Source organism: Pseudomonas viridiflava (genome assembly GCF_900184295.1).
Classification (GTDB): Bacteria; Pseudomonadota; Gammaproteobacteria; order Pseudomonadales; family Pseudomonadaceae; genus Aquipseudomonas; species Aquipseudomonas viridiflava.
The window spans coordinates 1,149,856-1,174,362 of record NZ_LT855380.1 but is presented as its reverse complement, the minus strand read 5'-3'; the positions used below and the strand labels follow the sequence as shown (position 1 = coordinate 1,174,362).

Annotated in this window: 20 protein-coding genes and 1 other RNA gene; 1 reads left to right on the top strand and 20 read right to left on the bottom strand. The window is 59.8% G+C overall.

Annotated features, from left to right (window positions below):
- Nucleotides 1-49: 49 nt before the first annotated feature.
- Together argJ and secA are read right to left on the bottom strand one after the other, a co-directional pair.
- Complete coding sequence (argJ, locus tag CFBP1590_RS05645; RefSeq protein ID WP_029243290.1) at nucleotides 50-1,267, bottom strand: bifunctional glutamate N-acetyltransferase/amino-acid acetyltransferase ArgJ; 1,218 nt, start codon at nucleotides 1,265-1,267, stop codon at nucleotides 50-52.
- Between the two features lie 111 nt (nucleotides 1,268-1,378).
- Complete coding sequence (secA, locus tag CFBP1590_RS05640) at nucleotides 1,379-4,117, bottom strand: preprotein translocase subunit SecA (RefSeq protein WP_088234613.1); 2,739 nt, start codon at nucleotides 4,115-4,117, stop codon at nucleotides 1,379-1,381.
- A gap of 305 nt (nucleotides 4,118-4,422) precedes the next feature.
- Between secA and CFBP1590_RS05635 the strand changes: the two genes are divergently transcribed.
- Nucleotides 4,423-4,878, top strand: coding sequence for a DUF721 domain-containing protein (locus CFBP1590_RS05635; RefSeq protein ID WP_167383076.1), 456 nt, complete (start codon nucleotides 4,423-4,425; stop codon nucleotides 4,876-4,878).
- 93 nt (nucleotides 4,879-4,971) lie between these two features.
- Here the strand turns inward: CFBP1590_RS05635 and lpxC are convergent, their stop codons facing one another.
- The 18 genes from lpxC to rsmI form a co-directional block, all read right to left on the bottom strand.
- Entirely contained in the window at nucleotides 4,972-5,883 is a 912-nt protein-coding gene (gene lpxC / locus CFBP1590_RS05630) for a UDP-3-O-acyl-N-acetylglucosamine deacetylase (RefSeq protein WP_029243292.1), read from the bottom strand.
- Between the two features lie 112 nt (nucleotides 5,884-5,995).
- A complete protein-coding gene (gene ftsZ, locus CFBP1590_RS05625; RefSeq protein ID WP_088234611.1) occupies nucleotides 5,996-7,183 on the bottom strand; it encodes a cell division protein FtsZ in 1,188 nt (395 codons plus the stop codon).
- A 76-nt stretch (nucleotides 7,184-7,259) separates the two neighbouring features.
- A complete protein-coding gene (gene ftsA, locus CFBP1590_RS05620) occupies nucleotides 7,260-8,516 on the bottom strand; it encodes a cell division protein FtsA (protein ID WP_004881500.1) in 1,257 nt (418 codons plus the stop codon).
- A 14-nt stretch (nucleotides 8,517-8,530) separates the two neighbouring features.
- Nucleotides 8,531-9,394: a cell division protein FtsQ/DivIB gene (locus tag CFBP1590_RS05615; protein ID WP_029243293.1), complete on the bottom strand. Its 864-nt coding sequence runs from the start codon at nucleotides 9,392-9,394 to the stop codon at nucleotides 8,531-8,533.
- A 3-nt stretch (nucleotides 9,395-9,397) separates the two neighbouring features.
- Complete coding sequence (locus tag CFBP1590_RS05610; protein ID WP_043304896.1) at nucleotides 9,398-10,357, bottom strand: D-alanine--D-alanine ligase; 960 nt, start codon at nucleotides 10,355-10,357, stop codon at nucleotides 9,398-9,400.
- Nucleotides 10,354-11,814: a UDP-N-acetylmuramate--L-alanine ligase gene (murC, locus tag CFBP1590_RS05605; protein ID WP_029243295.1), complete on the bottom strand. Its 1,461-nt coding sequence runs from the start codon at nucleotides 11,812-11,814 to the stop codon at nucleotides 10,354-10,356. The genes CFBP1590_RS05610 and murC overlap by 4 nt, the downstream gene beginning before the upstream one ends.
- The gene (murG, locus tag CFBP1590_RS05600) at nucleotides 11,807-12,877 is read right to left on the bottom strand and encodes an undecaprenyldiphospho-muramoylpentapeptide beta-N-acetylglucosaminyltransferase (protein ID WP_029243296.1); all 1,071 of its coding nucleotides are present in this window, start codon (nucleotides 12,875-12,877) and stop codon (nucleotides 11,807-11,809) included. The genes murC and murG overlap by 8 nt, the downstream gene beginning before the upstream one ends.
- Nucleotides 12,867-14,081 (bottom strand): putative lipid II flippase FtsW, encoded by a 1,215-nt coding sequence (gene ftsW, locus CFBP1590_RS05595; protein WP_029243297.1) that lies wholly within the window; start codon nucleotides 14,079-14,081, stop codon nucleotides 12,867-12,869. Before ftsW ends, murG begins: the two co-directional genes overlap by 11 nt.
- On the bottom strand, nucleotides 14,078-15,424 hold the full coding sequence (gene murD / locus CFBP1590_RS05590) for a UDP-N-acetylmuramoyl-L-alanine--D-glutamate ligase (protein ID WP_088234610.1): 1,347 nt from the start codon (nucleotides 15,422-15,424) through the stop codon (nucleotides 14,078-14,080). Before murD ends, ftsW begins: the two co-directional genes overlap by 4 nt.
- A gap of 5 nt (nucleotides 15,425-15,429) precedes the next feature.
- Nucleotides 15,430-16,512 carry a phospho-N-acetylmuramoyl-pentapeptide-transferase gene (gene mraY / locus CFBP1590_RS05585; RefSeq protein ID WP_004881507.1) on the bottom strand — a complete coding sequence of 361 codons (1,083 nt, stop codon included), beginning with the start codon at nucleotides 16,510-16,512 and terminating at the stop codon, nucleotides 15,430-15,432.
- On the bottom strand, nucleotides 16,512-17,882 hold the full coding sequence (locus CFBP1590_RS05580) for a UDP-N-acetylmuramoyl-tripeptide--D-alanyl-D-alanine ligase (RefSeq protein ID WP_088234609.1): 1,371 nt from the start codon (nucleotides 17,880-17,882) through the stop codon (nucleotides 16,512-16,514). The genes mraY and CFBP1590_RS05580 overlap by 1 nt, the downstream gene beginning before the upstream one ends.
- The gene (locus tag CFBP1590_RS05575; RefSeq protein WP_088234608.1) at nucleotides 17,875-19,338 is read right to left on the bottom strand and encodes a UDP-N-acetylmuramoyl-L-alanyl-D-glutamate--2,6-diaminopimelate ligase; all 1,464 of its coding nucleotides are present in this window, start codon (nucleotides 19,336-19,338) and stop codon (nucleotides 17,875-17,877) included. Before CFBP1590_RS05575 ends, CFBP1590_RS05580 begins: the two co-directional genes overlap by 8 nt.
- Entirely contained in the window at nucleotides 19,338-21,065 is a 1,728-nt protein-coding gene (locus CFBP1590_RS05570; RefSeq protein WP_161987312.1) for a peptidoglycan D,D-transpeptidase FtsI family protein, read from the bottom strand. Before CFBP1590_RS05570 ends, CFBP1590_RS05575 begins: the two co-directional genes overlap by 1 nt.
- Entirely contained in the window at nucleotides 21,065-21,358 is a 294-nt protein-coding gene (ftsL, locus tag CFBP1590_RS05565) for a cell division protein FtsL (protein WP_004881511.1), read from the bottom strand. The genes CFBP1590_RS05570 and ftsL overlap by 1 nt, the downstream gene beginning before the upstream one ends.
- Nucleotides 21,355-22,296, bottom strand: coding sequence for a 16S rRNA (cytosine(1402)-N(4))-methyltransferase RsmH (gene rsmH, locus CFBP1590_RS05560; protein ID WP_074454600.1), 942 nt, complete (start codon nucleotides 22,294-22,296; stop codon nucleotides 21,355-21,357). Before rsmH ends, ftsL begins: the two co-directional genes overlap by 4 nt.
- 2 nt (nucleotides 22,297-22,298) lie before the next feature.
- Entirely contained in the window at nucleotides 22,299-22,754 is a 456-nt protein-coding gene (gene mraZ, locus CFBP1590_RS05555; protein ID WP_043304888.1) for a division/cell wall cluster transcriptional repressor MraZ, read from the bottom strand.
- Between the two features lie 306 nt (nucleotides 22,755-23,060).
- An RNA gene (gene rnpB, locus CFBP1590_RS05550) (RNase P RNA component class A) lies at nucleotides 23,061-23,418 on the bottom strand.
- An 88-nt stretch (nucleotides 23,419-23,506) separates the two neighbouring features.
- On the bottom strand, nucleotides 23,507-24,376 hold the full coding sequence (rsmI, locus tag CFBP1590_RS05545) for a 16S rRNA (cytidine(1402)-2'-O)-methyltransferase (protein ID WP_088234607.1): 870 nt from the start codon (nucleotides 24,374-24,376) through the stop codon (nucleotides 23,507-23,509).
- Between the last annotated feature and the right edge of the window lie 131 nt (nucleotides 24,377-24,507).

The following is a 24,507-nucleotide window of genomic DNA, read 5'->3' as shown; positions in this document are numbered from 1 at the left end:
TCAACTCCGTTGAATGGCGCAGGCGAGCGATCGCCCGCGCCGGAATGAATCAGGTGCGGTATTCCGCATTGATCTTCACGTACTCGTGGGACAGGTCGGTGGTCCAGATCGTTTCGCTGCAATCACCGCGGCCCAGCTCGATGCGGATGGTGATCTCCTCTTCAGCCATGACCGCCGAGCCCTGCTCTTCAGTGTAGGTCGTGGCGCGGCAGCCCTTGCTTGCGATGCACACACCGCTCAGGAACACGTCGATCCTGCTCACGTCCAGGTCCGGAACGCCTGCACGGCCGACAGCGGCCAGAATGCGACCCCAGTTCGGATCGGAGGCGAACAGCGCGGTCTTGATCAGTGGCGAGTGAGCAACGGCGTAGCCGACATCAAGACATTCCTGATGATTGCCGCCGCCATTGACTTCAACGGTGACGAACTTGGTCGCACCTTCGCCGTCGCGCACGATGGCCTGGGCGACTTCCATGCAGACGTCGAACACGGCCTTTTTCAGGGCATCGAACAACGGGCCTTTGGCTTCGGTCACTTCAGGCAGACTGGCCTGGCCGGTGGCGATCAGCATGCAGCAGTCGTTGGTCGAGGTGTCGCCATCGATGGTGATACGGTTGAACGACTTGTTCGCGCCGTCGCGGATCAGGTCTTGCAACACGTTCTGGGAAACCTTGGCGTCGGTCGCGATGTAGCCGAGCATGGTCGCCATGTTTGGACGAATCATGCCCGCGCCCTTGCTGATGCCGGTCACGGTGATGGTCACGCCGTCGTGCTGAAACTGACGGCTCGCGCCCTTTGGCAGGGTATCGGTGGTCATGATGCCGGTGGCCGCCGCCGCCCAGTTATCCACAGACAGATCGTCAAGAGCCGCTTGCAGCGCGCCTTCGATCTTTTCCACAGGCAGTGGCTCACCGATCACACCGGTGGAGTAAGGCAGTACGGCAGACGCATCGACACCGGTCAGCTCGGCAAGCTTTTCGCAGGTACGGCGCGCAGCAGCCAGACCGGGCTCGCCGGTACCTGCGTTGGCGTTGCCAGTGTTGGTCAGCAGGTAACGCACGGTGCCCTGCACGCGCTGCTTGGCCAGAATGACCGGAGCGGCACAGAACGCGTTCAGCGTGAACACACCGGCAACGCTCGAGCCTTCGGCACAGCGCATGACCACGACATCCTTGCGACCCGGGCGTTTGATGCCGGCAGAAGAGATGCCAAGTTCAAAACCGGGAACCGGGTGCAGCGTAGGCAACGGACCAAGACCAACAGCCATCGGGGTGCTCCTCGTGGGGTGTATGCGCCGCCCGCATCGGTACGGCGATTCAATGAAAAAACGCCGCGACGGGCAAGCCGGTCGCGGCGCGGGTATTACAGTGTCAGGGCCTTAGTTGATCTGGCCGTGACAGTGCTTGAATTTCTTGCCCGAACCACACCAGCACAGCTCGTTGCGACCCAGTTTCTGGTCGTTGCGAACCGGTGTAGTTGCGACGGCAACGGTCTCGCCCTCTTCCTCGATCAGCGCAGGCTGATCGATACCCGGGGCTTCAGCGTGTTCGAACTGCATGCGCTTGGCCAACTCCTCGGCTTCCTGACGCTGACGCGCCTCTTCTTCCTCGGGGTCTTCGCGGCGAACCTGAACGTGGGACAGGACGCGAATGGTGTCGCGCTTGATCGAGTCCAGCAGTTCCTGGAACAGGGTGAACGACTCGCGCTTGTATTCCTGCTTCGGGTTCTTCTGGGCGTAGCCACGCAGGTGGATACCGTGACGCAGGTGATCCATGGTCGACAGGTGGTCTTTCCACAGGTCGTCCAGAACGCGCAACAGAATCTGCTTCTCGAAGGAGCGCAGCGCTTCGGCACTGGCCTGATCTTCTTTCTCGTTATAGGCGACCAGCAACTGATCCATGATCTTGGTGCGCAGGCTGTCTTCGTGCAGGTGATCGTCTTCGTCGAGCCACTGCTGAATCGGCAGCTTCACGGCGAAGTCGGTGTTCAGTGCAGCTTCCAGACCCGAAACATCCCACTGCTCGGGCAGCGATTGTGGCGGAATGTGCTGGCTGATGAGGTTGTTGAGCACTTCAGCACGGAAGTCAGCGATGGTGTCGCCAATGTTGTCCGCAGCCAGCAGCGTGTTACGCATGTGATAGATCACTTTGCGCTGCTCATTGGCTACGTCATCGAATTCAAGCAGTTGCTTGCGAATGTCGAAGTTGCGACCTTCGACCTTGCGCTGCGCTTTCTCGATGGCGTTGGTCACCATGCGGTGCTCGATGGCTTCGCCGGACTGCATGCCGAGCGCCTTCATGAAGTTCTTCACCCGGTCAGAGGCGAAGATACGCATCAGGCTGTCTTCCAGCGACAGGTAGAAGCGGCTGGAACCGGTATCGCCCTGACGACCGGCGCGACCGCGCAGCTGGTTGTCGATACGGCGCGATTCATGACGCTCGGAGGCAATTACGTGCAGACCGCCCGCTTCGATGACCTGCTGGTGACGCTTCTGCCAGTCGGCCTTGATCTGTGCGATCTGCTCAGGTGTCGGGTCTTCCAGATTGGCGACTTCGACTTCCCAGTTACCGCCCAGCAGGATGTCAGTACCGCGACCGGCCATGTTGGTGGCGATGGTCAACGCACCCGGACGACCGGCCTGAGCGATGATTTCCGCTTCCTTTTCGTGGAACTTGGCGTTCAGAACCTTGTGCTCGATGCCTTCGGCATTCAGCAGGCGAGACATGTGCTCGGAGGTTTCGATGGTCGCCGTACCCACCAGCACCGGACGGTTTTCCGCCAGACAGGCCTTGATGTCGGTCACGATGGCCGCGTACTTCTCTTCCGCCGTCAGGTAGACGAGGTCGTTGAAGTCCTTGCGCGCCAGTGGCTTGTTCGGCGGAATGACCATCACGGCCAGGTTGTAGATCTGGTGGAATTCGAACGCTTCGGTGTCGGCTGTACCGGTCATGCCGGACAGTTTGTTGTACAGACGGAAGTAGTTCTGGAACGTGGTCGACGCCAGGGTCTGGCTTTCGGCCTGAATGTTCAGGTTTTCCTTGGCTTCGATGGCCTGGTGCAGGCCTTCGGACAAGCGACGGCCCGGCATGGTACGACCGGTGTGCTCGTCGACCAGCAGCACCTGACCGTCCTGGACGATGTACTCGACGTTGCGATTGAACAGTTTGTGCGCACGCAGACCGGCATAGACGTGAGTCAGCAGGCCCAGGTTGTGCGCCGAATACAGGCTCTCGCCTTCAGCCAGCAGGCCGACTTCGGTGAGCATTTCTTCGATGAACTGGTGACCGGCTTCGTTCAGCTCGACCTGACGGGTCTTCTCGTCAACGGTGAAGTGACCGGCCTTGGTGACCTGGCCTTCCACTTCCTCGATGTGCTGCTCGAGCTTGGGGATCAGTCGGTTGATTTCGGTGTACAGCTTTGAGCTGTCTTCAGCCTGACCGGAAATGATCAGCGGCGTACGCGCTTCGTCGATCAGAATGGAGTCGACTTCATCGATCACGGCAAAGTTGAGTTCGCGCTGGAACTTGTCGTCCATGCTGAACGCCATGTTGTCGCGAAGATAGTCGAAGCCGTATTCGTTGTTGGTGCCGTAGGTGATGTCAGCGGCATAGGCTGCGCGCTTCTCTTCCGGCGGCTGGAATGGCGTGACGATGCCTACGGTCAGACCGAGGAATTCGTACAGCGGACGCATCCAGTTGGCGTCGCGGCGTGCCAGGTAGTCGTTCACGGTAACCACGTGAACGCCTTTGCCCGACAGCGCGTTGAGGTAGACCGCCAGGGTGCCGACGAGGGTTTTACCTTCACCGGTACGCATCTCGGCGATCTGGCCTTCATGCAGGGTCATGCCACCGATCAGCTGAACATCGAAGTGGCGCATGCCCATGACACGCTTGCCCGCTTCACGCGCAACGGCAAATGCTTCCGGCAGCAGTTGATCGAGGGTCTCGCCTTTGGCTATGCGGGCCTTGAACTCTTCGGTCTTGGCGCGCAATTGCTCGTCCGAAAGGGCCACCATTTGCTCTTCGAAGGCATTGACGAGTTGAACCGTCTTGAGCATGCGTTTGACTTCACGCTCGTTCTTGCTTCCAAAAAGTTTTTTCAACAAAGGCGCAAACATATCGACAGGATCTTCCACACATAGGAATGGAGGGCGGCCCCGTGAGTCGCCCGTGCAGCCCTGATGGCTGCATGCGAACGAGCATTCTACCCGGAAACGATGGTGAGGAAAGTGGCGTTATTCCACGATGCTGGCACAGCGCTGTGACGGGGCAGATTTACAATGGGGCCATTTTCAAGCACTTCAACCCGCAAAACGGGGAAGTTACTCATTGATTTGCATATGAAAGCACGGAAAGGCCTCTGAAAGCAGCCGTTACAATGCTTTCTGTTAAGATGAGCGCCTTGTCACCAAGGCACCTCCCCATGGCTTTTCGTCCTCTGAATGCTCGTGCGCCTGCAGTGCTGCTGCGCGAAGCCAAGCCTTTGAAGGCTATCTTTCGGCACGCCGAACGCCTGAGCCACCTTCAACGCCTGGTCGAGAGCCAGTTGCAACCCGCTGCCCGCGAGCATTGCCATGTGGCGTCGTGGCGGGAAGGCAGCCTGTTGCTGATCGTGACGGACGGTCACTGGGCCACCCGTCTGCGTTATCAGCAAAAGCGCCTGCACCGACAACTGGTCGCGTTCGATGAATTCATCAACCTGACCCGGATCGTGTTCAAGGTTCAGCCACCTGCGTCGCCACGCGGCGCGGCGACGCACACCATCGACCTGTCCACGGTTGCGGCTGAAAACATCCAGGCCACCGCCGACGGCATCACCGACCCCAAGCTGCGCGCCGCACTCGAGCGGTTGGCCAGTCACGCCAGGGATCGCAAATAAGCAAGTGGCCGCCTGAGCGCCCTACCAATCCAATAAAAAAAGGCCGCCCGAGGGCAGCCTTTAAAGAACAAAAGGAAAGAGAGTAAAGCTTGCTTACACGGCCGCGACAGGGCGCATGTAAGAAATAGGTGCCGTACTGGCATCCTCGAAGGTCACCACTTCCCAGGCATCTGTCTGCGCAATAAGCGCACGCAGAAGGCGGTTGTTCAGTGCATGCCCCGACTTGAAGCCCTTGAACTCACCGATCAGGCTATTGCCCAGCAGGTAGAGGTCACCGATGGCATCCAGGATTTTATGTTTGACGAATTCGTCCTCGTACCGCAGGCCGTCTTCGTTCAATACGCCTTCCTTGTCGACCACAATGGCATTTTCCACACTGCCGCCGAGTGCGAGGTTGTGCTTGCGCAGGTACTCGATGTCACTCATAAACCCGAAGGTCCGGGCACGGCTCACTTCCTTCACGAAGGAAGTGCTGGAAAAGTCCACGCTTGCACTCTGGGTGCGGTCACGGAAGACGGGGTGATCGAAATCGATCTCGAAACTGACCTTGAACCCTTCGAAAGGCACGAAAGTAGCGCGTTTACCGCCCTCTTCCACTGTGACTTCCCGCAGGATCCGGATGAATTTCTTCGGCGCGTCCTGTTCTTCCAGGCCAGCCGATTGAATCAGGAATACGAATGGGCCTGCGCTGCCGTCCATGATAGGAACTTCGGAGGCAGAGAGCTCGACGTAGGCGTTATCGATGCCAAGGCCAGCCATGGCCGAGAGCAGGTGTTCCACCGTGTCAACTTTGACATCACCATTGACCAGTGTGGTCGACAGAGTGGTGTCACCGACGTTTTCCGCACGCGCAGGGATCTGCACGACAGGATCAAGGTCGGCTCGGCAAAACACGATGCCGGTATTCACAGGTGCAGGCTTGAGGGTCAGGTAAACCTTCTCCCCGGAGTGCAGGCCTATACCTGTGGCACGGATAATATTTTTCAGGGTGCGTTGTTTAATCATGGCATGGGCCGCTTCAGCGCAAGTTGCGAACTGGTATCAACAAAGGCTGGCGATGATAGCAGACCATGCCTTTGCTGAACACCAATCACCCTAATACCCCTGATACATTTCATCAATCGGCCTGACGACGCAGGAAAGCCGGGATGTCCAGGTAGTCCAGATCGTCGTTAGGGTTCATCTTCGCTGCTGCGGTGGCGCCTGCGTGTGCCTGATTGCGCATCACGGTAGGACGATCCAGATCGCGGTAGTTGACCGAAGGGGCTTCCTGACGGACCGCTGGCTGAGCCGAGGACTGCTGAGTGGTCTGCAGGGTATTGTCGATCACCTTGACAGGCTTCTCGATTTTCGCGCCCAGACCGGTCGCAACCACGGTCACGTGCAACTCGTCACGCATGTCCGGATCGATAACGGTACCGACCTTGACCATCGCGTGCTCGGAAGCGAACGCTTCGATGATGCTGCCCACGTCCGAGTATTCACCCAGAGACAGGTCAGGACCGGCAGTGATGTTGACCAGGATGCCGCGAGCGCCCTGCAGGTTGACGTCTTCGAGCAGCGGGTTGCGGATGGCTGCCTCGGTCGCTTCACGTGCACGGTTAGGACCGCTGGCGCAGCCAGTGCCCATCATTGCCATGCCCATTTCGCTCATCACGGTGCGAACGTCGGCAAAGTCGACGTTGATCATGCCCGGACGCTTGATGATGTCGGAGATACCGCGAACGGCACCGGCCAGTACATCGTCTGCCTTGGCGAAAGCCGACAGCAGGCTGGCGTCCTTACCCAGGATGGTCAGCAGCTTCTCGTTGGGAATGGTGATCAACGAGTCGACGCTTTCGGACAGCATGCGGATGCCTTCATCGGCGATCTGCATACGCTTGCGACCTTCGAACGGGAACGGACGGGTCACGACTGCGACCGTCAGAATGCCCATTTCCTTGGCCACTTCGGCAATGATCGGTGCTGCACCGGTACCGGTACCGCCGCCCATGCCTGTGGTGATGAAGACCATGTTGGTGCCTTGCAGGACTTCTGCAATGCGCTCACGGTCTTCCAGCGCGGCCTGACGACCGACTTCAGGGTTGGCGCCAGCGCCAAGACCTTTGGTCACGCCTGTGCCCAGTTGAAGAATGGTGCGCGCGCCGATGTTTTTCAGCGCTTGAGCATCGGTGTTGGCGCAGATGAATTCCACGCCTTCGATGTTGCTCTTGACCATGTGATTGACAGCGTTACCGCCACCACCGCCTACACCGATGACCTTGATTACCGGGCTTTGCGGGACGTTGTCTACGAGTTCGAACATTTTCTCTCTCCTTCCGCTCTCTAGTTAGTTTGCCTACTGCCTGCCGCTATTGTTTTGAAGCTTGAATCTTTGAAGCTTAAAAATTGCCCTGGACCCAACGCTTGATACGCTCAAGCACAGGAGCCTTGGGTTCGTCGCCGTAACTGCTGTTGCCGACAATCCCCGACAGCGAAATGCCATCGGATTGTTTCTGCAGCCCGTACAGCAACAGGCCTACGCCTGTGGAGTAGATCGGGTTGCGGACGACATCAGCGAGCCCTTTGACGCTATGCGGAACGCCCAGGCGCACCGGCATGTGGAAGATTTCCTCGGCAAGTTCCACCGCACCTTCCATTTTCGAGGTACCACCGGTCAGCACGATGCCGGCCGGGATCAGATCTTCATAACCACTGCGACGCAGTTCGGCCTGGATCAGGGTGAACAGCTCGTCGTAACGAGGCTCAACCACTTCGGCCAGGGCCTGGCGCGACAGCTCGCGAGGTGGACGGTCGCCCACGCTCGGTACCTTGATGGTTTCGCCGGCACCAGCCAGTTTGGCCAGGGCGCAGGCATAACGAATCTTGATTTCTTCGGCGTACTGGGTCGGTGTGCGCAGCGCCATGGCGATGTCATTGGTCACCTGATCGCCCGCAATCGGGATCACCGCGGTGTGCCGGATCGCGCCTTCGGTGAAGATCGCGATGTCGGTGGTGCCGCCGCCGATGTCCACCAGGCAGACGCCCAGCTCTTTCTCGTCATCGGTCAGGACCGAATAGGCCGAAGCCAGTTGTTCCAGAATGATGTCGTCGACTTCCAGACCACAGCGACGCACGCACTTCTCGATGTTCTGGGCAGCGTTCACTGCACAGGTCACGACGTGCACCTTGGCTTCCAGACGTACGCCCGACATGCCCAGCGGCTCACGAACGCCTTCCTGGTTGTCGATGACGTAGTCCTGAGGCAGCGTGTGCAGGACGCGCTGATCGGCAGGGATGGCAACAGCCTGGGCGGCGTCGAGTACACGCTCCAGATCCGCAGAGCTCACTTCACGGTCGCGGATCGCCACGATGCCGTGGGAGTTCAGGCTGCGGATGTGGTTGCCCGCGACGCCGACGAATGCCGAGTGAATACGGCAGCCAGCCATCAGCTGGGCCTCTTCGACAGCGCGCTGGATCGACTGAACGGTCGATTCGATGTTCACCACCACGCCCTTCTTCAGGCCGCGGGAGGGATGGGTACCGATACCCACGATTTCCAGCGAGCCATCGGCCGCGACTTCGCCTACCAGTGCCACCACCTTGGAGGTACCGATATCCAGCCCGACGATCATTTTGCCGCTTTGCACATTTGCCATGGTCCTGCCTCTTATCAATTCTTCGCGACGGCGGGTTTGTCCGACGTCGGCGCTGCCTGTTCACGCCAGCCAACTGCAAGGCCGTTGGCGTAACGCAGGTCGATGCGCGCAATATTCGTGATTTGGTCTTTAAGCGTTTTGTCGTAAATCGCGATGAAGCGGCGCATTTTTTCGACGAGATGGTCGCGTCCCAGCAACAACTCGATACCCGGCCCAGCACTACCGGCACCTGTTGTCAGGAACCAGCTGCCACGCTCGCGCAATTCCAGGCGCACGATGGAGAAGCCCATGGGGCGCAACATCTGACTCAACACCTGGTACTGCTGCATCACCTGCTGCTGGGCCCGCTGCGGGCCGAACAACTGGGGAAGATGTTCATAATTGGACAGTTCACGCGGCGTGAAAGCCTGCCCCTGGTTGTTCAGCAGCGACTCGTCACCCCAACGGGCAACGGGCAGCTGCTCTTCCAGGCGAATCACCACCTGGTCCGGCCACACACGTCTGACTTCGGCGTGTGCAATCCATGGCATCTGTTCAAGCTCAGTGCGCATGGCGGCCAGATCGATCTTGAAAAAGCTCGACGCCACGAACGGTGCAATCCGCTGCTGCACGGCCTGCTGACTGATGTAGCTCAGATCGCCCTGCACATTGATGCGGGTGATCGGGCGGTCGGCATACGGCATGATCCGCAGCGCCGCTTCGTACGTACCAAAACCCAGCACGACCAGCATCACCGGCCAGAACAGACGCTTCAGGAAACTGAAGTTCGGTTTTGGCATACGCGCAGACAGCGGCTCCTTGGCCACCATCCGGCTGGCGCCACGAGGCACCGGCTTGCGGTTCGGTGCTGGAGGCTGATGGCGTGCCGAAGCGTTCATGCCTTAAGCCCTCGCCTGAACGCTGTCGGCCAGAATCGCCAACACCAGTTGCTGAAAATCCAGACCCGCAGCACGCGCCGCCATCGGAACCAGGCTGTGATCGGTCATGCCCGGCACCGTATTGACTTCCAGCAGCCAGAACTTGCCTTGCGCGTCCTGCATGACATCCGTGCGCGCCCAGCCAGCAATGCCAATGGCTTCGCAGGCGCGTGCTGTCAGTTGTTTGAGTTCGTGCTCACGCTCGTCGCTCAACCCGCATGGAATCCGGTACTGGGTATCGGAAGCCAGGTACTTGGCGTCGTAGTCGTAAAAACTGTGGGGAGTGCCCAGGCCGATGACCGGGAGCACTTGGTCACGCAGAGAAGCCACAGTGAACTCCGGCCCCTGAATCCACTGCTCGACCAACACTTGCGAATCGTAGGTACTGGCGGCTTTCCAGGCGGCGATCAATTCGTCGACGCTGGTCACTTTAGCCATACCGATACTTGAGCCTTCATGGGCCGGTTTGACGATCAAAGGGAAGCCCAGTTCCGTCGCGGCAGAAATACAATCCTGCTCACTGACGAGTGCCGCGTGCAAAGGCGTTGCAAGGCCCAGACTCTGCCAAACCTGCTTGGTACGCAGCTTGTCCATCGCCAGAGCAGAAGCGAGTACGCCGCTGCCGGTATAGGGGATTTCCAGGCACTCCAGCAGCCCTTGCATGGTGCCGTCTTCGCCGCCGCGACCGTGCAGCACGATGAACGCCCGGTCGATCTTTTCATTCACCAGTCGTTGCAGGAAATCGTCGCCCACGTCGATGCCGAACGCATCCACACCGGCAGCCTGCAGTGCCTCAAGCACTGCCTGTCCGGATTTCAGGGACACTTCCCGCTCGGCACTCTTGCCGCCAAAAAGCACGGCAACGCGGCCGAAGCTTTTCGGCTCGAGTGTCGAGCGCAGGGAAGACGGGGCGACGGCTGTCATTTCAGCTTACCTTCGGTTGAAGCCACTTTTGCGCCGACGAACAGCGGACTCTTGAGCAATTGCGGAGCCAGACCACCAATGTCGCCCGCGCCTTGGCACAGCAGGATGTCGCCGGCGCGCAGCAGCGGCTTGACCAGCGGTGCGAGCTCTACGCCACGCTCGATGTAGATCGGATCAAGCTGACCACGCTGACGAATGCTGTGGCACAGGTTACGGCTGTCCGCGCCGGGGATCGGTTCTTCACCGGCCGGGTAGACTTCCATCAGCAACAGCACATTGGCATCGGCCAGCACCTGGACGAAATCGTCGTACAGATCACGGGTCCGGCTGAAACGGTGCGGCTGGTAAACCATGACCAGACGACGATCCGGCCAGCCACCGCGCACAGCATTGATCACCGCAGCGACTTCACGCGGGTGGTGACCGTAGTCGTCGACCAGCATCACGTTGCCGCCTTCGACCGGCAGTTCGCCATACACCTGGAAGCGACGGCCCACACCCTGAAAGCCCGACAGGCCCTGAACGATGGCCTCGTCACTCACGCCTTCGTCGGTCGCGATTGCAATGGTCGCCAGCGAATTGAGCACGTTGTGATTGCCCGGCATGTTCACGGACACATCCAGCGGCTCGCGGTCGCGACGCAACACGGTAAAGAACGTCAGCATGCCGTCCTGGCGCACGTTGATTGCGCGCACATCGGCTTCTTCGCTGAAACCGTAGGTCAGGATCGGACGCTTGACCTGCGGCAGGATTTCACGAACCACAGGATCATCGATGCACATCACTGCCAGCCCATAGAACGGCAGGTTGTGCAGGAATTCGACAAAGGTTTTCTTCAGTTTGTTGAAGTCGCCTTCGTAGGTCGCCATGTGATCGGCGTCGATGTTGGTGACCACAGCGACCAGCGGCTGCAGGTGCAGGAAGCTGGCATCGCTTTCGTCGGCTTCGGCGATCAGATAACGGCTGGTGCCCAGCTGGGCATTGGTGCCCGCCGCGTTCAGACGACCACCGATCACGAACGTCGGGTCGAGGCCACCGGCCGCGAACACCGAAGCGATCAGGCTGGTGGTGGTGGTCTTGCCGTGGGTACCAGCCACCGCGATGCCGTGGCGATAGCGCATCAGCTCGGCCAGCATCTCGGCGCGTGGCACAACCGGAATACGACGTTCCAGGGCGGTAGCCACTTCCGGGTTGGAGGTATTGACCGCACTGGACACAACCAGCACATCGGCACCCACGGTGTTCTCGGCACGATGGCCGAGGAAAATCTGCGCGCCGAACGATTCGAGACGTTCGGTCACTGGAGAGCTCTTGAGGTCGGAACCCGACACTTCGTAGCCCAGGTTCAATAGCACCTCGGCAATGCCGCACATGCCGACACCGCCGATACCGACGAAGTGGATGCGACGGATGCGGCGCATTTCGGGTTGCGGCATGGCGCGCTGATTCTCAACCATTGACCACCTCCACACAGACATCGACCACGGTATTGGTTGCATCGGGCTTGGCCAGGCGACGTGCCGTGCGGGCCATGCTGTTCAATTGTTCGGGTTGCATCAAAACCTCTTTCAGGCGTGCAGCCATCTCGGCTACGCCAGTTGTCGCTTGCGGCATGACAAAGGCTGCGCCTTCGCGGGCCAGATAGTCAGCGTTACGGGACTGATGGTCATCGATCGCATGGGGCAACGGGATCAGCAGCGACGGCAGGCCTGCGGCGGCCAGTTCGCTGATGGTCAGTGCGCCTGCGCGGCAGACCACCAGATCGGCCCAGCTGTACGCTTGAGCCATGTTCTGGATGAACGGCGCCACTTGCGCCTCGACGCCCACGTTGCGATAACGCTCGGCGGTAATTTCGTCGTGATTCTTGCCCGCCTGATGGAATATTTCGGGACGGATATCCACAGGCAATTGCGCCAGCGCTTCGGGCAGCAGCTTGTTCAGCGGCTCGGCACCGAGGCTGCCACCCAGCACCAACAGGCGTGCCTTGCGACCGGCCAGGGCCTGACGCGGCGTTTCAAGAAACAGCTCGACACGCACCGGGTTGCCGGTCGTGCGGCGTTTCTTCGAGGCCGCGAAGGTGTCCGGGAACGCCTCGCATACCCGACTGGCGAACGACGCGAGACTGCGGTTGGCAGTGCCGGCAACAGCGTTCTGCTCGTGAATGATCAACGGCACGCCTGCCAGCTTCGCGGCAAGACCACCGGGACCTGTGACATAGCCACCGAAGCCGACCACACACACAGGCTTGAGCTCACGCACCACCTTGCGGGCCTGCATCAATGCCTTGAGCAACATCAGCGGCGCCTTGAGCAGGGACAGACGTCCCTTGCCACGCAAGCCGGTGACATTGATCAGGTGCAGGGTCAGCCCTGCCTGAGGCACCAGTTCGTTCTCGATACCGCGCGGGGTGCCCAGCCAGTGAACCTTGTAGCCGCGCGACTGGAATTCGCGGGCGCAGGCCAGCGCCGGGAACACATGCCCGCCGGTGCCGCCCGCCATGATCAGCACGTTAGCGTCCATGAGGCGTCTCCTCGGCGAAGTCGCTTTCTTTGAACTCGGCTTCTTCACTGCCCATGTTGTTGCGCGATTCCCATTCGATGCGCAGCAGCAGCCCAAGGCTGGCACAGCAGATCACCAACGAACTGCCGCCGTAGCTCAGGAACGGCAAGGTCAGTCCTTTGGTCGGCAACAGACCGACGTTCACGCCGATGTTGATCAGGAACTGACCGATCCACAGGAAAGAAAGACCGTAGGCAACGTAGGCACCGAAGAACTGTTTGGCCCTTTCTGCCCACATACCGATGTACATGCCACGAATACTGACGAACAGGAACAGTGCAACCGTGAGCAACGAACCCACGACACCCAGTTCTTCAGCAAGCACAGAGAACACGAAGTCCGTATGCGCTTCCGGCAGATAGAATTGTTTCTGGACGCTGTTGCCCAGACCGACACCGAACCATTCGCCTCGACCGAAGGCGATGAGCGCCTGGGTCAACTGGTAGCCGGAACCGAACTGGTCGGCCCACGGGTCGGTAAAGTTGGTCAGACGCGCCATCCGGTAAGGCTGGGCCTGAACCAGCACCACCACCGAAACGACGGCCAGCACGACCATCAGCGAGAAGCGGAACAGCCCTACGCCGCCAAGGAACAGCATTGCGGCCGCAGCGCCCATCATCACGACGGTTGCACCGAAGTCAGGCTCCATCAGCAACAGGCCGGCCATGGGCAGCAGCACGATGAACGGCTTGAAGAAGCCCATCCAGCTTTCGCGCACTTCCTGCTGACGGCGGATCAGGTAACCGGCCAGAAAGATCACCACGAAGACCTTGGCGATCTCGGAAGGCTGCACGTTGAACGCGCCAAATCCGATCCAGCGCATGGACCCGTTGACCTCGCGCCCGATACCCGGCACCAGCACCATCAGCAGCAGGCCGAACGCACCGAGCAGCATCAGCCAGCCCAGGCGCTGCCAGGTGGCGACCGGGATCATCATGGTCACGCCGCACGCGCCCAGACCGATCAACAGGTACACCAGGTGACGGGTCATCATGTACAGCGTGTTGCCCGACTGCACGGCGGCGACTTCCGACGACGCGGAGGTGATCATCACCAGACCGAGGCCCAGCAAGGCAAGGCAACCGACCAGCATCGGGAAGTCGAGGTCGATGCCCCGTCCGCTGATCAGGGGCGATGGATACGGCTTGATCACACCGAAGATCATGACAAGCACTCCACTGCCTGCGCGAACACTCGTCCGCGCTCTTCATAATTCTTGAACATGTCCAGACTGGCGCAGGCCGGGGACAGCAGAACGGCATCGCCGTCCTGAGCCAGTCCGGCGCTGCGTTCAACTGCAAGCTGCAGCGTGTCGACATGCACCAGCGGTGCAGCGTCGCCCAGTGCCTGAGCGAGTCGTTCGGCATCACGCCCCAGCAGCACGACGCTGCGGCAATGCGCAGCAACGGCAGCACGCAAGCCGCTGAAATCGGCGCCCTTGCCATCGCCACCGGCGATCAGCACCAGCTTGCCCGGAATGTCTGCGCCCAGGCCTTCGATGGCAGCCAGTGCAGCGCCCACGTTGGTGGCCTTGGAGTCATTGTAATAATGAACGCCGTTCAGCTCCCGGACCCACTGACAGCGGTGCTCGAGACCCGAGAACTCACGCAGCGCCGAAAGCATGGCATCGAATGGCAGGCCGACCGCATGGCCCAGCGCCAGAGCTGCCAGCGTGTTTGCATGGTTGTGCGAGCCGCGCATTTTCAGATCGCGAACCGGCATCAGGTTTTCGAACTGGAAGGCCAGATACTTTTCGCCGTTCTCTTCGCGCAGGCCAAAGCCATGGAAGTCAGGCTTGTTCAGGCCGAAGGTCCAGCACGGCAAACCTTCGCCAATCAACGGACGGGACAACGCATCCTGACGGTTGACCACCACCTGCCTTGCGCCACGGAAGATCCGGTGCTTGGCCAGGTGATACGCAGGCAGACCGCTGTAACGGTCCATATGGTCTTCGCTGATGTTCAGCACGGTCGCCACCTCAGCGTTGAGCTGATCGGTGGTCTCCAGTTGAAAGCTGGACAGCTCCATCACGTACAACTCGATGTCATCACTGAGCAGATCAAGCGCCGGAGTACCCAGGTTGCCGCCCACGGCGACGCGCTTGCCTGCCGCTGCTGCCATCTCGCCTACCAGCGTCGTCACAGTGCTTTTCGCATTGGAGCCCGTGATGGCGACAATCGGGGCCTTGGCGTAACGCGCGAACAGCTCGATATCGCCAGCCATCTTCACGCCACGCGCCTGCGCCTGCTGCAAGGCAGGCGTCGCGAGGGCAAGACCGGGGCTGACATAGACTTCGTCGGCACGGCAGAGGAATTCCACGTCCAGCTCGCCACAACGCACTTCCACCTGCGGGTAATCCCGGCGCAAGGTCGCCAGTTCCGGCGGATTCTCCCGCGTGTCGGCCACGGCAAAGGACACGCCCCGGTTCGCCAGGAAGCGAACCAGGGACATGCCGCTTTTGCCTAGACCCACGACAATGCGGAAGCGGTCGGAAACGATCAGGGACACTCGCTCTACCTCAGTTTCAGCGTGGCAAGGCCGATCAGCACGAGAATCACGGTGATGATCCAGAAACGGACGATCACGCGTGGCTCGGGCCAGCCTTTGAGTTCAAAGTGGTGGTGTATGGGCGCCATGCGGAAAACCCGGCGACCGGTCAGTTTGAAAGACGCAACCTGAATGACCACTGAAAGGGTTTCCATCACGAAGATGCCGCCCATGATGAACAGTACGATTTCCTGACGAACGATCACGGCCATGGTGCCCAGCGCAGCGCCCAGCGCCAGTGCGCCGACGTCGCCCATGAACACTTGGGCCGGATAGGTGTTGAACCAGAGGAACCCCAGTCCCGCCCCGATTAGCGCCCCAGAGAACACGATCAGCTCACCCGCCCCCGGTACGTAGGGGATCAGCAGGTATTCAGCGAATTTCACGTTACCGGACAGGTAGCAGAAGATACCCAGCGCACCACCGACCATCACGGTCGGCATGATTGCCAGACCGTCCAGGCCATCAGTCAGGTTGACCGCGTTGCTGGAGCCGACGATCACGAAATAGGTCAGCACCACGAAGCCGATGCCCAGCGGAATACGGACGTCCTTGAGCATCGGTACGATCAACGTGGTTTCGGTGGCCGACGGCGCGGTCGTATAAAGGAAGATCGCGGCGCAGAGGCCAAATACCGATTGCCAGAAATACTTCCAGCGACTCGGCAGGCCACGGGAGTTTTTCTCGATCACCTTGCGGTAATCGTCGACCCAGCCGATGGCACCGAACAGGAAGGTGACAAGCAGCACGACCCAGACATAGCGATTGGTCAAGTCAGCCCACAACAAGGTGCTGATGCCGATGGAAGAAAGAATCAGTGCACCGCCCATGGTGGGCGTGCCCGATTTGGACAGGTGCGACTGCGGACCGTCGTTGCGCACGGACTGGCCGATCTGACGCATCTGCAAGGTGCGGATCATCCACGGACCCAGGCACAGTGACAGCGTCAGCGCAGTGAGCACGCCAAGGATCCCGCGCAGCGACAGGTACTGAAAGACTGCGAAGCCTTTGTAGAACTGTTGTAAGAACTCGGCCAACAGCAGCAGCATCAATGTTTCTCCAGGCTAGAACCGCACAAAGCAGCCACGACGTTTTCCATCGCGGCACTACGCGAGCCCTTGATCAATAAAGTGGTGTTTTTGTCTTGCTCAGCGCCCAGCGCTTCGATCAGCTCGGCCTGAGTGATGAAATGACGTGCGTGCGGGCCAAAGGCGCTGACCGCATGGGTCATCAGTGGGCCGACGGCATACAGCGCCGAGACCTTGCCAGCAGCGTAAGCGCCCACATCGTGGTGGCCCTGCTCGGCCCATTCGCCCAGCTCGCCAATGTCGCCCAGCACCAGAACGGTCCGTCCTGCAAAGCTGGTCAGCAGATCAACGGCGGCATTCACAGAAGACGGATTGGCGTTGTAGGTGTCATCAATCACGCGCATGCCATTGCTGGCGATGTGCGGTACGGCGCGGCCCTTGACCGGCTGTACGTTGTTCAGACCTTGGACGATGCCTTCCAGGCTGACGTTCAGCGCGCAGGCAGCGGCTGCGGCGGCCAAGGCATTGGTCACGTTGTGCGTGCCCAGAAGATTCAGTTGTACCTGTGCGGAGCCTGACGGACTGTGCAGCGTGAAGCCCGGGCAGCCGCGCTCGTCGCGAGTCAGGTCACTGGCATGCAGATCCGCTGCTCCGTTGTTCAAAGCAAACGTCAGGACCTTGCTTTTACCGGCACGTGCTTGCCAGATCGGGAACGCCTTGTCGTCGAGATTCAGAACTGCCGTGCCGCCGGCATCGAGACCTTCGATGATCTCGCCCTTGGCTTCGACAATGCGATCAGGGCCGCCGAACTCGCCGACATGGGCCGTGCCCGCATTGGTGAGAATGGCGACGTGCGGCTTGGTCAGGCTGACGGTGAAAGCGATTTCCCCGACACGCGACGCGCCCAGTTCGATGACTGCAGACGTATGCTCGGCGCCCAGTTCCAGCAGGGTCAACGGCACGCCCAGCTCATTGTTCAAATTGCCACGGGTCGCGAGAACCGGGCCACCCGTGCGCAGAATACTCGCGAGCATTTCCTTGACCGTGGTCTTGCCGCTGGAACCGGTGACCGCTGCTACCGGGCGATTAACAAACGCATTGCGGTTCATCGCACCCAGTTGCGCCAGTGCCTTGCGGGTGTCCAGCACGACCAGTTGCGGCAGCTTCGAATCCGGCACTTCGCGCTCGACGAGAGCACCAACAGCGCCCTTGGCAGCGACTTGATCAAGGTATTCATGACCGTCGAAACGCGGACCGGTCAGTGCAATGAACAGCTGACCCGGTACGATGGCGCGACTGTCGGTGCTCACACCGTCAAAGCTGCAATCGTTGCCAACCAGACGGGCATCGAGCGGTGCAACCAGTTCGCTGAAGGTTAATGGCTTAAGCATGCGCAGGCTCCCATGCGGCCAACGCTTTGGCAGCTTCTTCCAGATCCGAGAATGCGTGACGCTGACCGTCGATTTCCTGATAGTCCTCGTGCCCCTTGCCGGCCAGCACAACGACATCGTCGGCTTTGGCACAGGCAATGAGTTGCGCGATGGCCTGACCGCGGCCTTCAACGAACTTCACGTTATCCGCCGCGCTGAAACCGCCACGGATGTCATCGAAAATCTGCGACGGTGCTTCTGTACGAGGATTGTCGTCAGTGACCAGAACACCGTCGGCCAGACGCTCGACGACCTCGGCCATCAGCGGGCGCTTGCCGCGATCGCGGTCGCCGCCACAGCCGAACAGGCACAGCAACTGGCCCTTCGCGTGCGGGCGCAAGGCTTCGAGAACTTTTTCCAGCGCATCCGGCGTGTGGGCGTAGTCGACCACCACCAGCGGCTTGTCGGCACCACCCAGACGCTGCATGCGCCCGACCGGACCTTCCAGTTTTGGCAGGACCTTGAGAATTTCGTCCAGTGCGTAATCCAGACCGAGCAAGGCGCCGACCGCAGCCAGAACATTGCTCAGGTTGAAGCGACCCAGCAGGCTGCTGCGCAGGAAATGCTGACCTTGCGGGGTCACCAGCGTGGCGCGCACGCCACCGTCGTCGAACTTCGCGTCGCGGCAGTACAGATAAGCCGAGCTGTCGAGCAGGCTGTAGGTGATCAGCCGCGACTCCTGCTTTTCTGCCGCCAGCGCGCGACCGAATTCGTCATCCAGATTGAGGACCCGGCAACTCAGATCAGGCCAGGCAAACAGCTTCGCCTTGGCCGCGCCATAAGCTTCCATGGTGCCATGGTAGTCAAGGTGGTCACGGGACAGGTTGGTCAGCACCGCCACATCGAAGGCCAGCGCAGTCGCACGACCCTGATCGAGACCGTGGGACGACACTTCCATCGCAACAGCGCGAGCACCGGCCTTTCTCAGGTCAGTAAGTGTGGCCTGAACGGCAATCGGGTCTGGCGTGGTGTGACGTCCGCTTTGCAGCGCGCCATAAAAGCCGGTGCCCAGCGTGCCGACGATGCCGCAGTGCTGACCCAGCAGATCGAGCGCCTGGGCAACCAGCTGAGTAACGCTGGTCTTGCCGTTGGTGCCGGTTACGCCGACCAGATTCAGGCTGCGGCTCGAGTCGCCATAGAAACGTCCGGCGATGGCAGACAGTTGCGCCGCCAGGCCCTTGACCGGAATCAACGGCACATCGGTGATCGGCAATACGGTCGAGCCTTCGGCCTCATAGGCAACGGCGGCTGCGCCACGCTTGAGCGCGTCGGCGATGTGCGCGCGGCCATCGACCTTGAGGCCGGGGATTGCCAGAAACAGATCGCCCGGACGCACGTTGCGGCTGTCCAGCGTCAACTCGCGAATCAATGCATCGCGGTCGGTGTGAGCGAAAAGCTTGCTCAGATTAAAAGCCATCAACCACGCCCTCCTTTGACGACTGCCGGGGCAGTGTTGACCTGCTCAGGTGCGAGGTTGTCGGGAGAAACGTTCATCAAACGCAACGTGCCGGACATGACCTTGCTGAATACCGGGGCTGAAACCAGGCCGCCGTAGTAACCGCCCTTGCTCGGCTCGTCGATCACCACAACGATGGCGTAGCGAGGGTTGCTCATCGGACCGAATCCGGCGAACAGCGAACGGTAGGAATTCTCGGCGTAACCCTTGGTGCCGATGGACGTCTTGCGCGCCGTACCGCTCTTGCCGCCGACGTGATAGGACGGCACACGGGCGCGATACACACCACGGGAGTCTTCGATCACTTGTTGCAACATGCCTTGCACCGTCTTGGCGGTCGCTTCCGGAATCGCTTGAACCGCTGTCGGCGCTGCGTCACTTTTCAAAATGGTCAAAGGCACGATGCGGCCGTTGTTGGCCAGCGCGCCATAGGCGTGTACCAACTGCAACGCGGTGACCGACAGGCCGTAGCCGTAGGACAGCGTGGCGGTTTCAGCCTTGCGCCATTCGCGATAGTTCGGCAGGTTGCCTACACGTTCGCCCGGGAAACCCAGGCCGGTGTACTGACCGAAGCCGACGCGCTGCATCGCACGGAAAATCGATTCGCCGCCCACATCGAACGCGACCTTGCTCATGCCGACGTTACTGGAGTTGATCAAAATACCGGTGAGGTCAAGCACCGGGCCTTCCGTCTTGGTCACGTCGCGGATGGTGTATTTGCCGATCTGCAGCGTGCCCGGATACACCTCGACCTTGTCGGTCGGTTTCCAGCGACCGCTGTCCAGCGCGGCGGTCATCGAAATCGGCTTCATGGTCGAACCCGGCTCGAACACGTCGATGATCGCCCGGTTGCGCATGGCGGCCGGCACCATGGTGCGGCGGTTGTTCGGGTTGTAGGTCGGCTGGTTGACCATCGCCAGCACTTCGCCGGTTTTGACGTCCATGATCACCAGACTGCCTGCCTTGGCCTCGTTTTCGACGATGGCATTGCGCAGCTCACGGGTCGCCAGATATTGCAGACGCAGGTCAATAGACAAAGCCAAGGTCTTGCCGGCCTTGGCGTTCTTGGTCACCTGTACGTCCTTGATCAGTCGGCCTCGCCGGTCCTTGATGACCTGCCGCTTGCCGGGCACTCCGGCAAGCCAGTCGTCATAAGCCAGTTCGACCCCTTCGCGGCCATGATCGTCCAGGTCAGTAAAGCCGACCATGTGGGCGGTCACATCGCCTGCGGGGTAGAAACGACGAAATTCCTCGATGCCATAGACACCGGGAACTTTGAGATCAAGTACCGACTGACCCTGTTCAGGTGTCAGGCCGCGCACCAGATAGATGAATTCCTTGGTGGCCTGGGCATCGAGGCGCTCGGTCAGTGCCTTGAGGTCCTGCCCCATGGCAGCAGCGAGCATCGGCCATTTGGACTTGTCCTGCTGCATTTCGCGCGGGTTGGCCCACAGCGTAGTGACGGGTGTACTGACAGCCAGAGGCTCGCCGTTACGGTCAGTGATCAGACCACGGTGAGCCGGAATGGGGATGTGACGAAGGCTGCGCGCATCTCCCTGTTCCTTCAGGAACGTATGGTCGATGACCTGCAGATCGACGATGCGCCAGCAGATGGCGAGCACCAGGCTGACCAGTAGTCCCACGACAACCCGAAAACGCCACGGGTAAAGTGCGCCGTCAAGCTTCATCATGGCGCCACCATCCGTACTTCGGCCGCATTGGGAATGCGCATTTTCAATTGTTCGGTCGCCAACTGCTCGATACGGCTGTGGGCTGTCCAGGTGCTTTGTTCAAGGATGAGGCGGCCCCACTCGGCCTGTGCCTTGTCGCGCACGCTCATTTCCGAATACAGCGAGTTGAGCAATTGACGGTTCAAATGCGCGCTATAGGAAACGCCAATCGCCGAAACGAGGACGGCGATGAACAGCAGCAGCATAATGAAGCTGCCACCGGGCAAGGGTTTCAGGAAAAGACGGCTCACCTGAGCTTCTCCGCTACGCGCATGACAGCACTGCGCGAGCGTGGATTGGCTTTGGTTTCGGTGTCCGATGCAAATTGAGCCTTGCCGTGAATGCGGATCTTCGGCTCGAACGCCTTGTACTGGATCGGCAGGTTGCGCGGCATGTTATCGGCTTCGCCCTTGGCGAGCTTGCGCATGAAGAGTTTGACGATGCGGTCTTCCAGCGAGTGAAAGCTGATGACCACCAGACGGCCGCCGATTTCCAGTGCGTCCAGCGCAGCGTCGAGGCCCGCTTCAAGATCGCCCAGTTCGTTGTTGACGTGGATACGCAGCCCCTGAAAGGCGCGCGTCGCAGGATTCTTGCCTTTTTCCCAGGCAGGGTTGGCGACCTTGAGGACTTCTGCGAGATCGGCAGTGCGTTCGAAAGGCTGGACTTCGCGGCGTTGTACGACGGCGTTGGCCATACGTTTGGCGAAGCGCTCTTCACCGTATTCCTTGAAGACCCGGGCGATTTCTTCGGCAGGTGCCGTGGCGATGAACTCGGCCGCACTGACACCACGCGTCGGATCCATACGCATGTCCAGCGGACCGTCATTCATGAAACTGAAGCCGCGCTCAGGGTCATCAAGCTGTGGAGAGGACACACCCAGGTCCAGCAGGATGCCGCTCACTTTGCCTGCCAGGCCCCGTTCTTGAGCTTCGGATCCCAATTCGGCAAAGCTGCGTTGCACAATGACAAAGCGGCCGTCTTCGGCCGCTAGCGTTTGCCCCGTGGCAATCGCTTGAGGGTCCTTGTCAAACCCGAGCAGCCGGCCATCAGGGCCGAGGTGGCTGAGAATGAGTCGACTGTGCCCGCCACGACCGAACGTTCCGTCCATATAGCAGCCATCCGCGCGCAACGCGAGAGCCTCCACGGCTTCTTCGAGCAGTACGGTGATGTGGGTAAAGCCGCTATTCATAGTCACAGGATCAGGTCACGTAATTCATCAGGCATCGCGCCAGGTTGTTGAATGGCAGCAAGGTCCGCATCAGCAAGTGCGTTCCAGGCGTCCTCGTCCCACAATTGAAACTTGTTGAGTTGCCCCACGAGCATTACGCGCTTATCCAACTTGGCATAATCGCGAAGACGCGGAGGAACCAGAAAACGTCCGCTGCCATCCAGCTCCAGATCGACTGCATTACCAATCAAAAGCCGTTGCAAACGGCGGTTTTCTTCACGAAACGTCGCGAGCTCACGAAGTTTGGCTTCAATCAGTTCCCACTCGGACAGCGGATAAAGACACAAGCAGGGGTCAACGGCATCTATGGTCACGATCAACTGGCCGGCGCTACGCGAATCCAACTCGTCGCGATACCGGCTCGGCATGGCGAGACGGCCTTTGGCATCGAGATTGATCGCGTTGGCACCACGGAACACAGGCGCATTCTCCAAATATTAGCTTTTTGCGCTCAAAAAACCCACTTCGTGCCACTTTCTGCCACTTGCGCACACTATAGGAATGCGCCTGCCACACCGTCAAGGCACGCTCTCAAGGAAAAGCCTTACATTTCGCAGATTTAGGAGTGGTATTGGAGGGTTTTAGCTAAATTACGGAAGGTTCTGACGGACGAATCCCACTCAACTCAATCCGCTAGGGCTTGAAGTTAAAGTGATTTGTGAGGTTTAAGATTTTTTTGGTCTTACGAAGGGATTTTGCTGCTGAAAAACGAAGGGGAGAAAAAGGTGGAGAGTCGATCTGTAAGCCGGGTTCTGTCGAGGACAGTCATTCCTCTACGACGGCCATCACTGGACGTCTTTAGCAACCTACCCGGTTCCAGCGCGGGCCACGCCTAGGAACCCTATTTGGTCTTGCTCCGAGTGGGGTTTACCTTGCCACGAACTGTTGCCAGACGTGCGGTGCGCTCTTACCGCACCTTTTCACCCTTACCGGCACTGAAGTGCTTAGGCGGTTATTTTCTGTGGCACTTTCCGTAGGCTCGCGCCTCCCAGGCGTTACCTGGCACTCCGCCCTATGGAGCCCGGACTTTCCTCCCCCCCTTGTTGCGGAACAACAAGAGGCAGCGACTGTCCAATCGACTCTCCGCCGACAAGGTTAGCGGCACACGCCATCGAGAACAAGCTTTAAAAGCTTGCATGGCCTGTGTGAGCCATTGAAAAACCGGCATTTCTCACTCTTTCTGCTTGTCCAGCGCAACCTGATAGAGCAGATTCTTACGCACCCCGGTGATCTCTGCAGCCAGCGCCGCAGCGCGCTTGAGCGGCATTTCCTCAAGCAGCAGATCGAGAATCCTGCGTGCCTCGGCGCCGATCACATCCTCGTCTTCAGGCGGCGTCCAGCCTGCAACCAGTACCACACACTCACCACGCTGCTGATTGCTGTCCGCCTCGACGAAAGCGCGCAGCTCACCCAATGGCAGACCCTTGAGGGTTTCGAAAGTTTTGGTTATTTCACGGGCCAGCAAGGCCGGGCGATCCGCACCGAACACCTGCTCCATGTCCTGCAGGCATTCCAGAATACGATGCGGTGCCTCATAAAAGATCAGCGTACGCGGCTCTTCTTTTACCTGCTCGAGCCTGGCCTCGCGTCCGACCGCCTTGGCGGGCAGAAACCCCTCGAAGATAAAGCGATCCGACGGCAGTCCCGCTGCGGACAGCGCGGCAATCAAGGCGCAGGCACCCGGCACCGGCACGACAGTAATACCCGCAGCACGCGCCTGACGCACCAAGTGATAGCCAGGGTCGGAAATCAACGGTGTGCCCGCGTCCGAAATCAGCGCGACATCATCCCCGGCCAGCAATCGGGTGATAAACCGGCTACCCTCATCACGCTCGTTATGCTCATGGCATGCGGCCAGCGGTGTGGATATACCGAAGTGTTGCATCAGACGCGACGAGTGACGCGTATCCTCTGCCGCAATCAACGTAACCTCACGCAGAACCTTCAGCGCTCGCACGCTCATGTCATCCAGATTGCCGATAGGTGTAGCCACCACATAAAGCGAACCAGGGGTGGAATTCGAAGCAACCGGGACAGTCAAAGCGCAGACCTCATGTTTATCAGGCAGGGTGTCGTAAAAGACGCATTGTACAGGCAACGACCTTGATCAGCGGTTTACGCATCAGGGAAGCCTATAAAAAAGGAGTAAGGACGCATGATCTTTGTTAAATG

Excerpts from the sequence above, each read along its gene's own strand:
- argJ (WP_029243290.1), bottom strand. The coding sequence starts at position 1,267 with ATGGCTGTTGGTCTTGGTCCGTTGCCTACGCTGCACCCGGTTCCCGGT.
- secA (WP_088234613.1), bottom strand. The coding sequence starts at position 4,117 with ATGTTTGCGCCTTTGTTGAAAAAACTTTTTGGAAGCAAGAACGAGCGT.
- CFBP1590_RS05635 (WP_167383076.1), top strand. The coding sequence starts at position 4,423 with ATGGCTTTTCGTCCTCTGAATGCTCGTGCGCCTGCAGTGCTGCTGCGC.
- lpxC (WP_029243292.1), bottom strand. The coding sequence starts at position 5,883 with ATGATTAAACAACGCACCCTGAAAAATATTATCCGTGCCACAGGTATA.
- ftsZ (WP_088234611.1), bottom strand. The coding sequence starts at position 7,183 with ATGTTCGAACTCGTAGACAACGTCCCGCAAAGCCCGGTAATCAAGGTC.
- ftsA (WP_004881500.1), bottom strand. The coding sequence starts at position 8,516 with ATGGCAAATGTGCAAAGCGGCAAAATGATCGTCGGGCTGGATATCGGT.
- CFBP1590_RS05615 (WP_029243293.1), bottom strand. The coding sequence starts at position 9,394 with ATGAACGCTTCGGCACGCCATCAGCCTCCAGCACCGAACCGCAAGCCG.
- CFBP1590_RS05610 (WP_043304896.1), bottom strand. The coding sequence starts at position 10,357 with ATGACAGCCGTCGCCCCGTCTTCCCTGCGCTCGACACTCGAGCCGAAA.
- murC (WP_029243295.1), bottom strand. The coding sequence starts at position 11,814 with ATGGTTGAGAATCAGCGCGCCATGCCGCAACCCGAAATGCGCCGCATC.
- murG (WP_029243296.1), bottom strand. The coding sequence starts at position 12,877 with ATGGACGCTAACGTGCTGATCATGGCGGGCGGCACCGGCGGGCATGTG.
- ftsW (WP_029243297.1), bottom strand. The coding sequence starts at position 14,081 with ATGATCTTCGGTGTGATCAAGCCGTATCCATCGCCCCTGATCAGCGGA.
- mraY (WP_004881507.1), bottom strand. The coding sequence starts at position 16,512 with ATGCTGCTGCTGTTGGCCGAGTTCTTACAACAGTTCTACAAAGGCTTC.
- CFBP1590_RS05580 (WP_088234609.1), bottom strand. The coding sequence starts at position 17,882 with ATGCTTAAGCCATTAACCTTCAGCGAACTGGTTGCACCGCTCGATGCC.
- CFBP1590_RS05575 (WP_088234608.1), bottom strand. The coding sequence starts at position 19,338 with ATGGCTTTTAATCTGAGCAAGCTTTTCGCTCACACCGACCGCGATGCA.
- CFBP1590_RS05570 (WP_161987312.1), bottom strand. The coding sequence starts at position 21,065 with ATGAAGCTTGACGGCGCACTTTACCCGTGGCGTTTTCGGGTTGTCGTG.
- rsmH (WP_074454600.1), bottom strand. The coding sequence starts at position 22,296 with ATGAATAGCGGCTTTACCCACATCACCGTACTGCTCGAAGAAGCCGTG.